The organism is Nocardia jinanensis (genome assembly GCF_014645735.1).
Taxonomy (GTDB): Bacteria; Actinomycetota; Actinomycetes; order Mycobacteriales; family Mycobacteriaceae; genus Nocardia; species Nocardia jinanensis.
Genome location: NZ_BMMH01000006.1, coordinates 152825 through 165745, shown reverse-complemented (window position 1 = coordinate 165745; position 12921 = coordinate 152825). Strand labels below are relative to the sequence as shown.

General features: G+C 66.4%; 11 protein-coding genes. 6 read left to right on the top strand and 5 right to left on the bottom strand.

Features of this window, described 5'->3' with window-relative positions; genetic code table 11:
* Position 1: 1 nt before the first annotated feature.
* Complete coding sequence (locus IEY68_RS16250) at positions 2-979, bottom strand: DUF7064 domain-containing protein (RefSeq protein ID WP_062999501.1); 978 nt, start codon at positions 977-979, stop codon at positions 2-4.
* A gap of 283 nt (positions 980-1262) precedes the next feature.
* On the opposite strand from IEY68_RS16250, the gene IEY68_RS16245 reads away from it, so the two are divergent.
* Positions 1263-2573 (top strand): hypothetical protein, encoded by a 1311-nt coding sequence (locus tag IEY68_RS16245; RefSeq protein ID WP_062999499.1) that lies wholly within the window; start codon positions 1263-1265, stop codon positions 2571-2573.
* Between the two features lie 45 nt (positions 2574-2618).
* A complete protein-coding gene (locus IEY68_RS16240; RefSeq protein ID WP_062999497.1) occupies positions 2619-3620 on the top strand; it encodes a DUF7064 domain-containing protein in 1002 nt (333 codons plus the stop codon).
* A 112-nt stretch (positions 3621-3732) separates the two neighbouring features.
* On the opposite strand, the gene IEY68_RS16235 is transcribed toward IEY68_RS16240, so the two are convergent.
* Both IEY68_RS16235 and IEY68_RS16230 read right to left on the bottom strand, forming a co-directional pair.
* Positions 3733-4698, bottom strand: a complete 966-nt coding sequence (locus tag IEY68_RS16235) for a helix-turn-helix transcriptional regulator (protein WP_062999582.1) — start codon at positions 4696-4698, stop codon at positions 3733-3735.
* Between the two features lie 238 nt (positions 4699-4936).
* Complete coding sequence (locus IEY68_RS16230; RefSeq protein WP_308434973.1) at positions 4937-6115, bottom strand: cytochrome P450 family protein; 1179 nt, start codon at positions 6113-6115, stop codon at positions 4937-4939.
* Between the two features lie 752 nt (positions 6116-6867).
* Here IEY68_RS16230 and IEY68_RS16225 point away from each other — a divergent pair.
* Positions 6868-8085: a hypothetical protein gene (locus IEY68_RS16225; RefSeq protein WP_189094337.1), complete on the top strand. Its 1218-nt coding sequence runs from the start codon at positions 6868-6870 to the stop codon at positions 8083-8085.
* A 169-nt stretch (positions 8086-8254) separates the two neighbouring features.
* Entirely contained in the window at positions 8255-8905 is a 651-nt protein-coding gene (locus IEY68_RS16220) for a TetR/AcrR family transcriptional regulator (protein ID WP_062999491.1), read from the top strand.
* A 20-nt stretch (positions 8906-8925) separates the two neighbouring features.
* Here IEY68_RS16220 and IEY68_RS16215 read toward each other — a convergent pair whose 3' ends face one another.
* Positions 8926-9840: a DUF2889 domain-containing protein gene (locus tag IEY68_RS16215; RefSeq protein WP_189094336.1), complete on the bottom strand. Its 915-nt coding sequence runs from the start codon at positions 9838-9840 to the stop codon at positions 8926-8928.
* A 342-nt stretch (positions 9841-10182) separates the two neighbouring features.
* Between IEY68_RS16215 and IEY68_RS16210 the strand changes: the two genes are divergently transcribed.
* Both IEY68_RS16210 and IEY68_RS16205 read left to right on the top strand, forming a co-directional pair.
* The gene (locus tag IEY68_RS16210; protein WP_062999487.1) at positions 10183-10824 is read left to right on the top strand and encodes an FMN-dependent NADH-azoreductase; all 642 of its coding nucleotides are present in this window, start codon (positions 10183-10185) and stop codon (positions 10822-10824) included.
* Positions 10825-11090: 266 nt separating this feature from the next.
* Complete coding sequence (locus IEY68_RS16205; RefSeq protein WP_062999485.1) at positions 11091-11891, top strand: enoyl-CoA hydratase; 801 nt, start codon at positions 11091-11093, stop codon at positions 11889-11891.
* A gap of 30 nt (positions 11892-11921) precedes the next feature.
* Here the strand turns inward: IEY68_RS16205 and IEY68_RS16200 are convergent, their stop codons facing one another.
* Positions 11922-12824, bottom strand: coding sequence for an acyl-CoA thioesterase (locus IEY68_RS16200; RefSeq protein WP_062999483.1), 903 nt, complete (start codon positions 12822-12824; stop codon positions 11922-11924).
* Positions 12825-12921: the final 97 nt, after the last annotated feature.

Below are 12921 nucleotides of genomic sequence, written 5' to 3'. Positions count from 1 at the left end.
ATCAGTCCCGGTCGAGAGTGAGTTCGTGGCGGCCACCGGCACCGGCCCCGTCGGTGCGATGGTGGGCGATGTACTCCGGGGACCACGCGCATTCGATATAGCCCACCGCGGGTGCGCCGTCGACCGTCGCGTGCATCGACGCCTCGTGCAGCCACAGGCGGGGGCTGACCGGCCACTGCAGGTCGGCCCCTTGGCGACAGGTGATCTCGGTGACCCGGCCCGCGTCGTCGGTCACCGTGGCGGCGACCTTCGTGTGCACGAAACGTTCGTCGAAGGTCATATCCGCATCGAGTCCGACGGCGGTGGCGATGATTCCGTCCTTCTGCACGTAGCCGTGCAGGGTGGTCTTGCCGAAATACTGCAACTCCATCACGTGGATGGCAGTACCGCCCCCGGCCATCACATTCCACCATTTCCAGTGCGTGGCACCGCCCCAGTCGCGCATGCCCCAGGAATGGTCGCGGTGGCCGAACCCGTCGATCCGGTGTTCGACCCCGTCGAGGCGCAACGTACCGGTCACGCGGGCGCCTTGTTCGGCCCGATCCCGGGCCAGCCACTCGGGGCATCCGTTGCGGTTGGCGCGATAACCGAAGGCGGGGTTCAACCCGTCCCACCGGTAGTCGAGCGTGAGGCGCTCACCGGTGAAAACGATCCGTGAGCCCATCATGTCGTCGGAGAGGGTCATCGTCGCCGGCCCCACCCGCCAGTCGTCGAACGACATCGAATCGCTGACTCCGATGCCGTCGTGGACCTCGAAAACCGTTTCGCCCACCGCCGGCCCGTAGGCGATGCCCGCTACGCCCGCACGGCCTGTGCCGTTCTCGCCGAGAGCGTGCACCCAGGTATAGAAGATCACTCCCATTCCGAGTTCGGGTAGCGGTAGGAGATAGGCCAGCGACTCGCGAACGTCGGGATGACCGTTCGGATCGTGGAAGATGTGGCGCCGCTCGGCTCCGGACTCCAGAAGATTGATTCCCATTGTGGTCCTCTCGTTTGATCCGCGGCATGAGCACCTCGAAAAGCGTTGACTCGCAGATGATTCGAAGTCCGTTCGCAGTCTTCGGTTGCGCGGCCGGCTCTGGTGATGTGTCTGAAGTTAACAGCCGTGGATCGCGCCATGGAAGGCCGGAAAGTGACCGGGGACACAGTTCACTCCTTCGGGGGATGGGCGGATCGGCGGGAAGCGGGCAGGGTGCAGTTGATGGCACGCATGGTCTGCTCAATTGAAAGATCATGCCTTTTCGACTGGCTGGAGGCCGACGGTGACCGATGCGATCGATTTCGCTGTTTTCGTGGAGAAGTTCATGGGGGAGGTTCCGCGTGGTATCCCCGGAGATCAGGAGATGCGCCGCCGGGATCCGCATCCGTTCGTCGACACCACCGCCGCCGATATCCGGCCGGATCGGATCGACGACGACCAGATCGACAGCTGGTTCGATTACATGGCGTGGAACCTGTGGGAGCTCATCGCGTCACGGTCGACCGAAGGTGAGTCCGGGCTCATCCCGCGGCAGGAGTACGAGACCCTTTCCTTTGTTCAGCAATGGGAGGTCTATCCCGAGGCGATGCGGACCATCACGGCCGCGGTCGGCATCGACGGCCTGGTGGAACTGGGCAAGGTCTCCAAGCGTGAGGTCGGCACCAAGGTCAATCACCTGCGCAACTACGCGAGCGCCCTGATGGCGATCCTCGGCCGCGGCGTCGGCGTCAAGCTGGACCTCGTCGATCCGGTGAGTTCGCGGGCCGATGTGGAGACGTGTATCCAATTCGGCCGGCGGCTGTGGCACGGCACCTGGGGTGACGGCCCGGGCCTGGCCTCGGGACGCGGGTTCGTCCTGCCGCACCTCGACACCGATGTGCTGGAACCGCTGGTCGCGGCGGCGACGTCGCTGGCCGACCCGCAGGATCGATCGGTGTTCCGCAGGTTCAACGCGGCGACCGAACTGTTCGGGTTCATGGTCCACTACGACAACAGGCTCGGCATGGGCGATACCGGCCCGTATCCCTTGCCCGGTGGCGGATTCGCTCTCGTGCGCGACCACTTCCTCAACGAACCCTCGTACAGCTGGGCGGCCGCGGTGGGCGAGGGCATGCCGTACGCGGTCACCGAGGTGATGGTCTTCCGCGACACCGATATCGAGGTCACGATCAACGATATCGGTACGACGTTCACCACACCGTCGACCTACCTCGACCACCTGGACAGTGTCGCGGTGTTCGCCCGCGACACCATCGACACCCCCATGTCACAGCTGCGGGTGCTCGGAAACGACGAGCTGCGGGCGATCTCGGCGAAGGCCGAGAAGGGTGTCCTCGATCTCTATCGCCTGTACGCCAAGATGGGTGTGGACGAGAAGATCTGGGACGGCATCACCGTGTACTCGCACGATTTCATGCGTCCGCTCGCGCAGCGCGCCGGAGTGTGGGATCAGGTGCGGGAAGCCGGTTTCGATGCGCCGGCGGAGCTGACCAAGAAGGCGTGGCCCACGCTGGCGAGTGGCCGGGCGGGGGAGATCCTCGCCCCCGTCTTCCTGCTCGGCGACGGCTTTCCTTCGGTCCGCCCGCAGAACTGATCGCCGGGCGGCCATCCTGCCGCCCGACAGAACGGAGAACCGATTGTGAACCTCGCCAAAGCCCTTACCCCGGCCGACGACCGCAGGCATCGTCTCGCCGCCGATCCGCTGGAACGCGAAAGCCTGATCTTCCTCACATTCCTGCCCGAAGAAGACCTCGGGGTGATCGCCTACACCTGGGTCGACGGCACTCACGCGGCCGGCGCGATGGGGTTGGTATTCGGTCGCGACAACGAGCGATTCGGGCAGTTCCACGTGGAGGGGCAGCCGGTACCGGCGGATGCCGACTTCGACGATTGGACGGTCGGTCCGATGACCGTGCGGCACGGCGCGCCCCACCAGGAAGCGCAGGTGAACTTCGAGTTCGACGGCGTCGCACTCGACTATCGTTTCCGTGCCACGACACCTGCCTTCACCTATCACGACAACCGTGGGGGCTGCCCGGCCTGGCTTGCCGACAACCGGCTCGAGCAGAGCGGGCTGGTGACCGGCACCCTGACCATCGGTGACCGTGTCGTCGCATTCGACACCACGGGGCATCGCGACCACTCCTGGGGGCGTCGTGACTGGACCGCGATCCACCAGTACCGCTGGGTGAATGTCCAGGCCGGCCCCGATATCGCGATCAACTTCCTGCACGGCTCGGCACTGGACCAGAATCTGGTGCTGGGCTACGTCGATCGCGACGGTGAGCAGTCACCGGTCACCTCGGCGAGTGTGAACATCGAACGGGATCGGGAGTACTTCTCCTACACCTCGGCCGAGTTCGTACTCGTCGACGAGCTGGGCCGGACGACCGAGATCACCGCAGAGGGCCGCTCCGCGCTGGCGGTATGGCCGGCGGGCGGGCTGGAATCCCACGATGCCGGCGGGTACTGCACCGTCGCGGGCCGTCGCGGTCTGATCCATATCGAAGAGGGCTGGCATCCGGAATTCGTGGACCGGCGGCGCGTCATGATGGCCGAGAGCTTCGAGTCCGAGGAGGAACGCGCGGTGCTCGCTGTGAATCGGGACGTGGGCTCGGTCGGGGCGACCGCGAAGGCATGATTCGCGGCGGACCCGGTGGGCGCTGCGCCCGCCGGGCCCGCCGCCGAGCGGCCCGCCGACCTTACCGGGCGGCCACGGACTTACCAGGTGCCTACGGACTCGCCGAGCGCCCTCAGACCTTGCTGCGGTGATACAACGCCGCGGCCTGGGCTCGATTGCCGACGCCGAGTTTGCGCATCAGCTTCTTGACGTGCGTCTTCACCGTCTCCTCGCTCAGAAACAGGCGTGCGGCGATCCCGGCGTTGGTGAGCCCGGCGGCCATCAACTCCAGTACGTCGTGTTCGCGGGCGGTCAGTACTTCGGACCAGGCGGTCACGGGACTGTCCCCGCCGTCCGTGGCGAGGTGTTGTTCGGCGAGTAGTCGATCGAGAACGACGCCGAGACTGTCGGAGAAGTAACTCAGCAGATCACGGTCGAATTCGTCGGTTTCACCGGTGGCGACACTGCGGTCGAGATGAACGAATGCCGCGACATGGTTGCGTGCGACCACCGGTGCGGCGACATAGGTCGTCGACCGCGAGACCGGAGTGATATTCGGATGCACCCGCGGATTGCGGTCGGCGTCGAGCACCAGGATCGCCTGGCGTTTGCGTACGACATCGACCTCCAGCAGGTCGCGCACATGCCGGTACGGTGCCGTTCCCGCGGCGAGGATCGCCTGTGCCTCCTGCGGACCACTCAGTGTGTGCATGGCTCGCGGAACCCAGCGTTCGTGGTCCACCCAGGAGAACATTGCCCGCTCATAGCCCAGGGAGGTCACCTGGAGGGGGACGGACTCGACGAGCTCGTCGACCGTGGTCGCCGCACGTAACCGCGCCAGGGCATTCGACAGCAGTCCGAGCATGGATCGTTGGCGACCCAATTCGTAGGCCAGCAGATCCGCTCGCGCGGAGCGGATATCGAGAACGATATCGTCGGCTCTCTCCGGTGACGCCGCGATCGCGCGTTCGAGTGAATCCAATGCCTCGAGTGCGCTGATGATGTCGCGCACCCCATGGGTCGCGCTTTGCGGCTGCACACCGAGGCGCTGTGCGGCCCCGGCCACGGCGCGCACCGCATTGTGCACCGCCGAATCCATATTGTTCACCACCCTGCGTCCGGGTGCGGCGCGCCGTCGGGCGTCGTTGCCGCGTGTGTGGCCTCGGCGTTGCCGCTGTCCCCGATCGAGGAGCCGGCAATATCGGTCGAACCGAGAGGATCCATTGTGACACCAGTTACACTAATGGTCAATGGTTAGACCCTCAGACCGTTGTCTGCGCAGCGGTCGGGCCTGCTCGCCGAGGCGCTCATCGGCGAGTGGCCGAGGACCTGCCGGATCAGGGTATGGGCAACGGCGGGGACGGCGGGAAGGTCACCGGCAGTGATGCGAGCGAACGGGCGAACGGGCCCGGCCGCCAGTCCAACTTCTCGCGCGATGTCGCCAGCTCCATTTCGGGCACTGCGTCGAGGAGCTGGTCGACTGCTTCTTGGGCGATCAGATAGGCAACGCTCCGGGCCGGGCAGGCATGAGACCCGCTGCCCCAGGCCAGATGCGACCGGTTTCCGATACGGTCGCCACCGGCGACTGCCGGGTCGTTGTTACACGCCGCCATGCTGATGAGCACCGGCTGGTGCGCGGGAAGCCAATACCGGTCGACCAGGACCGGCTGCCGTGGGTAGGACATGCAGAGGTTGGCGATCGGGGGGTTCTCGAACAGCACCTCGTCGATCGCGTCCCGGGTCGACAGGTTGCCCCCGACGACCGAACCGCCGAACCGCTGGTCATCGATCACCAGCAGCAGCGCGTTGGCGATCAGGTTGTGCAGGGGTTCCACTCCGGCCCCGTAGAAATCGAACAGTTGGTGCAGGAGTTCGGTGTCGTCGAGCCGGGACGGATGCTGCGCCATCCACGAGGCCACATTGCCGTCCGGGTTCTCGCGCCGCAGCCGCACCAGCGCCCGCAGCGCTTCTTCGATCACGGCGAACGCCTCCGCGCCGTTGTCGCCGGAATCGCTGACCGCGGCCATTCCGGCGGCGATCCGCTGCCCGAGATGCGGGGGGCAGCCGACGAGTTCGTTCAGCATCTGGAACACGATCGGGAAGACGTATTGCGCTGTCAGGTCGGCCGAGCCGGTTTCGCAGAATTCGTTGATCAACGGCGTCGCGATCGCGGCCACCGTGCCGTGGAGGGAGTGCAGGTCGATCTGGTCGATACTGCTGGTGTAGGCCTGGCGATAGCGCCGGTGTTCGGCACCGGTGTTGCGCCGCGCGTTGGGACACCATTCCATGGCCGGCCGCACCGGTGAATCGGCCGGAACGGTTTCCTGCCAGATGCGCGGGTCGGCCGGGAAATGCTCCGGATCCTGCAGAATGCGAACCGCCGTGTGATATCCGAGCACCAGCGTCGCGGGGACTCCCGGGGCCAGCTCGATCGGCGCCATCGAGCCGTACTTTTCGCGCATCTGCTGGAAGACCCGCATCGGATCCCGCGTGTATTCGCCGGTGTAGAGCGGCACTCGCGCACCATCCGGCTCCATGGCAGGAGGGGCGGGCCGGGATCCAGGCTCCCGCCCGATAGCTTCGGAAAAAGGTTGCGTGGTCAAGAATCTCACTTTGGACGACGGGATCGGCTCTGGGTGACGCTGGTGGACGGCGGCGAGGCGTTCCTCGAGCGCCCGATCTGCCTTGGTTCATGTTCTGTACCAATAGTATTCCGGCGTTACGTAGGCCGCCCGTCGTGCGCCGCGCCGCGATGCGGAAGTCTCGATCGCCTACTCGGCGAACTCCGCTCGAGCATGGTCATGCGACACGGGGCTCGACTGCTTCGGTAGCTCTGGCGGGAATACGAGGAGCTGGGGCAGCGCAACCGAGCGTATGGACACCGATGACCACCGACAGCCTGTCGTGGGTGGAGAGCACTGAAGTCGCCCCCGGTCGGGAGACGAATGGCATCCGTGTCCTCCACGTGCGCGCCGACACCATCGACTACCGTCGCGAGCGCATCGGACGGCTCATCGGGATTCGATCCCGGCCAGGTGAAAGGTCCTGTGGTGCCTCCGGTCGGCTCGGAGCCCGCAGCTATCGGCAAGTTCTCGGAGCGTGATCCCGTGCGGTCCCGGCACCGACACAGACTACTTAGTTAAAAACGTCTACCTAGTGCAACTGGATGTGCCACACTCCCCCTGCCTACAGAATGGAGGAAGTCGTGGGGTTCGCGAGAGGTCAGGGCATCCGAGGTCGTCGATGGGTGATCAGATCATCGATTGCGGTGGTCACGGCTGTGACGATGGGCCTGTCCGCGGTGGTCGCCGCCCAGGCGGCGCCCCAGGATTCGGTCTCCGGCGTCGGCCTGACCTTCTATCCATGGGTCGACAACGGCTATCCGAGTCTCGGCCGCAACGGACTGGTCGCCGATCCGGAGTTGCTGGATGCGTTCGCGCGGGAATACGCCAACAATCCACACCTGACCAACACCGGTGCGGTGACCACGGCGAATCCGAACGTGCAGGACTTCTTCGTCTGGTGGTTACCGCACCAGCTCGCCAATATCGCCATGGGCGAAGCCGAACCGCCGGAGGGGCACCCCCTCGATCTCGCGACAGCCGAGGGATTGGGCCGCGCTCAATGGCTTGCCCACATGGCCGGGTACTACTCCAGCACCTGGTTGCGCTCGAATATGCGGGTCTTCGATCGGCCGTCGCTGATCTCGGTGACGCCTACCGACGATGTCTACGCGCAGTTCTACAGCCAGGCCCTCGCGCAGTACCGCGACACGGCGCTGTCCGGTAACGATGCGCAGGCTGTCGGCTTCGCCGAGCAGACATTGCGGAGTAATGCGCCGCTCACCGCCGGCCTGCCGGGCCCCTACACCGACATGCTCGAGCGCGGGCCGGCGGAAGTGGGAATGTTCGGATACGACGCGGCGTGGCTGCGGAACCTGCTGCCCCCGAGTCTCAATGCCCCGTCGGCGGCGAAACCGTTCACCGACAATTACTTCAGCGCGAACCCGGACGTACTGCTCGATGCGCGTTTCGCCCTGCCGAGCCAACCGTATCTGCAGGACGCGGAGCGCAGTTACGCCGAGGCGACGGGTGATCCGGGCGCGGCCGCGCGGGTGGCGGAAATGGTGCGCGGCCGGGCGGGGCAGGAGCCGCTGCTGGCAACACAGCAACGTTTCACCGCGGCGGGGGACGCGATCTACCGGAACGGCGTGATTCCCGGAACGGTCACCATTTATCGCGGATGGGATCAGGAGCAATACGACCGGCTGCTCGCGTGGGCCTCGTACGCGGTCATGTACAACAAGGCCGACAGTCTCAACGCTCTCACCGCCGTGGCGACGAACGACGCGCCGCTGGCCCGGCAGGAGATCCGGGCCGCGCTGCTGTGGTGGATCTACTCGACGACCTATGTCGCCACCATCTTCGACCCGCGCAATGATACGAAACCGCTGAGCGAATCCCTTCCCCGTTTCCTCGCCGACTAGCTGTGCCGACCCCGGGAGACCGTCGATCCAGATGAGCGTCGAGCGGCGGCCCGAGGGGCCGCTGGACTCGCCGAACCCTCGATGCGGTCTCCGGGTCGGTAATCGGACCCGATGTTAGAGTCAGAATGTTATTTCGAAATTTCCGTTCTGACATCAGGGGGTCTCGCCAGTGGCCGACCGCGGCTCGAAAACCCCGGAAACGGTGCTTTCCGGTGGTCGCCACCTACGCCGGGTCGCCAATCCCGCCAGGCAGGCCCTGTACGACGACGAGGTCAGAAAACTGATCCGTACCGCCCAGGACGTCATGGTCGGTAAAGGGCGGACGGAGGTGCCCACGGTCGCCGAGATCGTCCGTGCGGCCGGGATGACGAATCAAGCGTTCTACCGTCACTTCCGCAGTCGTGACGACGTTATCGTGGCGACCTACGAGCAGGGGCTGCTGACCCTGCACAGCTATCTCGAACACCGCGTATCGAAGTACACCGAGGTCCGGGAGCGGATCCAAGCCTGGATCGACGGTGTGCTGGCGCAGATCGAGGACACTCGCCTGTCGGAGGTCAGCGCCGTGATCCTGTGGAATGTCGGTCAGGTCGCCCGGGACAAGAGTGAGATCGAACCTGTCGGGCATATACGGATTCTGGGCCTGCTCGATTCTGTGCTGGCCGACGCCGGAGTCGTCGATCACGAGCGCACCGCATTGTTCGTGCAGACACTGGTTCTCGGCATGACCACCCGCTATCACGAGAACGGCACGGTCCCGACCGCCGCCGAGCGCGCACATCTGCTGCGATTCTGCCTCGGGGGCATCGGAATAGCCTGAGCCCGGTCGAGGGTCGCGCCTCAGGCCTGATCGTCCGCGCGCAGCGCGCGCACCATGGCGGGAACCTCGGCGAGTGCGCGCATCGCGTCGTTCAGGTGGGTGCACCCTTCGGTCCCGGAGAATTTTTCCAGGACGACGGTGCGGAGCTCGGAAAGTGGTGTGCCGAGTATTTTTCCGACGTTACGCGAAGCGAGGGGGCACTCATCGTAGGGCAGTACGCGAGGGTCGGCATCGATGGTGAGCAGCTCCCCGGTGCGCGGATCCGCGGTGGCCGTGAGCCGATACTCGTGCACCGCGACGCGTCCTCCGGTGGGCACCGTCGAACTGTCCTGGAACATCGAGTCGATGGCGATCACCTCTCCGATGTGCACGTCGATGCGGCGTGCGCGGCGCATCGACATTGCCGTTATCTCCTCCAGTGCATGCCAACCCATCGGATCGTCGGCACGAGGCAGCGGGACCACCGGTCGCACCTGGTGGTTCCACTTCGACGAGCCGTCCGGCATCAGGGCGCCGGAACCGGGCTGGAACCCCGTGCAGATCCCGGTCATATTGCGTACCGGCGCGGCGCTGATCGCCTGGAGGAGAAGATCGCGATCGATCCATCGGGAGTAGGCGAATCCGGCGATGAGAGATGCGCCCGCGATATCGTCCAGCAGTAGGTACAGAGGGGTTCCCGTGGCAGCCTCGTCGGCCATCGCCTCGGCGAGAACCGCCCGTGAACTCCCGCCCCCTCGCGAACCGATCAGTTTCCGCACGTGGGGACGTGGGGGATGGGCCTCGATTTCCTCGATGGTGCGCGTCGTGGAGTCGACGCCTGCCCGCATGGTGTCCTCACGGAGCACCATCGGGTCGCTACCGCTGTGAGGTGTCAGCAGATCTCGTGCGCGCCCGAGGAGCCGGAGCTGGGTGCCGGGGCCGGTGGGCCACTGCATATCGATGGTCGACGTGCGCCGAACGGACCCGGGCCGGCGTGGGGGAGTGGCCTCGGCCGGTCCTTTCGCGACGAGGCCAACCGGTATCTCGACAACCAAGTCGGTGCCTCCTTCGATCGTTCACGCCGCAGCACATTCCGCACTGGGCCCGGACAGCTCAACACTGCGCCAAACGAGGTGCACCTAGTAATATATCATCGCAGAAGTTTCCCCTGCGCAGCCACGGCGGCCGGCGGGGATTCGCGCCGCGCGGATCGCAATTCGCGACGTACTGTGGAAGCCGACACCGCTCCGGCAGTGCGTCCGCACTCGAACGGCCGGCTTCTCACGGAAGGAAGTGCAGTGCCCCGACTACTCCGGGTCGACTCGTCGGCGGAGCTCGATTCGTCGGTCTCCCGTGAGCTCACCCGCCTGTTCGCCGATACCTGGCGTGACCGTGGTGCCGAGTTCACCGTGATCGAACGCGATCTGCACCGAAACCCGCTGCCACACCTGCCCGCCGCCGAGTTGCACTACGCAGCCCGGCTGCGGCGAGCCGGGGCGGCCGTGGACCCGGAGGCGGAGGCGTTGCAGGCGCAGTTGATCCGCGAAGTAGCCGAAGCGGACGCGGTGGTGATAGGCGCGCCGATGTACAACTGGTCGCTGCCGTCGACACTCAAGGCGTGGCTCGACTATCTCCACGTGCTCGGCACCACCGTGCCGTTCGACACTCCGGACCGGCCGTTGGCCGGTATCCCGGCTGTGGTGATCTCGAGCCGCGGCAACACTTACGCCGCCGGGACACCCGGCGAGGGGACCGATCACACCGTCCCACCGCTGCGGCAAACGCTGGGCGTCTCGATGGGAATGGATGTGACCGTGGTGACGGCGGAGCTGACGCTGGCGGGCCGGATTCCGGCGATGGCGTCGCTGACGGAACAGTCCGAGGCCAGCGCCTCGGCGGCGCGGGACGCGGTTCGCCGGCTGGCGAGCGCCCTCGGATGATGACCGGCCGGAGCTGTTCCACCGCGCGGCGCCGGCGACCCGCGGGCCTGCCTGTCGTCCGGGGCGGCCGACAGATCGGCAGCCGGTGATCCGGCCCGGATGCCTTGATCACTACCTGACGACCGCACTGTCCTCGGCAGCTCGACCTGACCCGGCGTCCGGGGTGCGGGCGGAATATGACCTCCGCTACATAGATAACCTAGATTAACAAGTTCCACGTAGGCTTCCGATGGTCGAACAGGTCGCCGGCTCGTCGAGGAGTGCATATGGCCAAGCCCGAAGCATCAACGGAGCCGATCGTGCGCACCGAGCAGCGCGGCGGGGTCCGCATCCTCACTCTGCACCGGCCGGCGGCGCGGAACGCGCTCAGCAGTGCTCTGATCGAGGATCTGCGCCGCGAGCTCGCCGCCGCCGATGACGATGATCGAGTGGATGTGGTGATCCTCACCGGATCCGATCCCGCGTTCTGTGCGGGGTTGGATCTGCGCGAACTGGGCGCGACCGGGGGCAACGCCGAGCGGATCGCCGATGCGGAGATCCCGGTCGGTCACCCCTGGCGCCCGCTGTCGAAACCGATGATCGGCGCCGTCAACGGTGCGGCCATCACCGGCGGCTTGGAACTGGCACTCGCCTGCGACTTTCTGATCGCTTCGGAGCGTGCCCGTTTCGCGGACACCCACGCCAGGGTCGGGGTGCTGCCCGGTTGGGGCCTGACCTCCCGGCTGCCCGCGGCGGTCGGGCGCGGTTTCGCCCGCCGGATGAGCCTGACCGGGGATTTCGTCGATGCCGCGACAGCCCTGCGGGTGGGGCTGGTGACCGAGGTGGTCGCGCACGAACAGCTGTTGCCGACGGCAGTGGAGGTGGCGGTCTCGGTGGTCGGCAACGACCAGGCCGGCGTGCGCACGCTCTTGGACTCCTACCGGCGCGCCGAGGAACATCTCGTCGATCCGGCGCTGCTCGTCGAGGACGAGACGTCGCGGGCCTGGATGGCGGAGTTCGACCCCTCCCGTGTCGCCGATCGCCGCGCCGCTGTCGTGGGCCGGGGGCGCGCTCAGAACCAGGGCTGAGGGTGCGGCCGCAGGCACACGAGTAACCGCCTACTTCCGCAGCCGGAGCAAGCCTTCCTGCATGGTGCTGGCCACGAGAACGCCGCTGCGGTCGTAGAGGTGGCCGCGGGCGAGCCCGCGGCCACCTCCGGTCCACAGCCCCTCCTGCTCGTACAGATGCCACTCGTCGGAGCGGAATTCCTCGTGTAACCACACGGAGTGGTCGAGGCTGGCGAGCTGCATGCCGGGCTCGTCGATGGTGACGGCATGCGGGGGGAGCGCGGACGAGAGCAGGAACAGATCCGAGGTGTAGGCGAAGCCGGCCGCCTGGATCAACGGGTCCGCGGCGAGCCGCTCGGTGGTCCGTACCCAGGCCCGCTGCCGGGGCGGCCGGGCTTCACCGCGGGAGTTGGCCACGCGCGGATACTCCTCGGGGAACCGGAAGTCGACAGCGATGTTCGCACGTAAGTGGGGCAGCCAAGTAGTGCCGGCCAGGTACGCGGGGTCGACTGATTCTTCGAAGGTCGGCAGCTCCTCGGGTGGGGGCGCGGAAGTATCGCGGGCCTGGTGTGAGAACCCTCGTTCGCGCCGCTGGAAGGAGGCGGTCAACAGGAAGATTGTCGCCCCCGCCTGAGTGGCCCGTACCGACCGGGTCGTGAAACTGCCACCGTCCCTGACTCGTTCGACGTGGTAGAGCACGGGTGCGCCGGGGTTGCCCGGATGGATGAAATGGCCGTGCAGTGAATGGATGCGGCGTTCCGGCGTGACGGTGCGGCCGGCGGCGACCAGGGCCTGCGCGACGGCCTGGCCCCCGTAGATGCGCTGGGCGGCGTCGTTGTGGGAACGGCCGATATAGAGGTCGGTATCGACCTCCTCCAGCTCCAGAATGCGCCCGAGCGGTGGACGGGGACCGGGCGGCGGATCGATCACGCCCGCCTCGACAGCGCTGGACATGCCTCGAAGTATATAACTAAGTGATACTTGTCCGCGAATCGGTGCGACGGAAGTGATCCGCCGACGCCACCAGCGCCCCGGCGAGACCATCCCTGGA

Bases quoted from the DNA above. Each gene is read 5' to 3' on its own strand.
- IEY68_RS16250 (WP_062999501.1), bottom strand. From the start codon at position 979: ATGGGAATCAATCTTCTGGAGTCCGGAGCCGAGCGGCGCCACATCTTC.
- IEY68_RS16235 (WP_062999582.1), bottom strand. From the start codon at position 4,698: ATGGATTCGGCGGTGCACAATGCGGTGCGCGCCGTGGCCGGGGCCGCA.
- IEY68_RS16215 (WP_189094336.1), bottom strand. From the start codon at position 9,840: ATGCAGTGGCCCACCGGCCCCGGCACCCAGCTCCGGCTCCTCGGGCGC.
- IEY68_RS16205 (WP_062999485.1), top strand. From the start codon at position 11,091: ATGGCCAAGCCCGAAGCATCAACGGAGCCGATCGTGCGCACCGAGCAG.
- IEY68_RS16200 (WP_062999483.1), bottom strand. From the start codon at position 12,824: ATGTCCAGCGCTGTCGAGGCGGGCGTGATCGATCCGCCGCCCGGTCCC.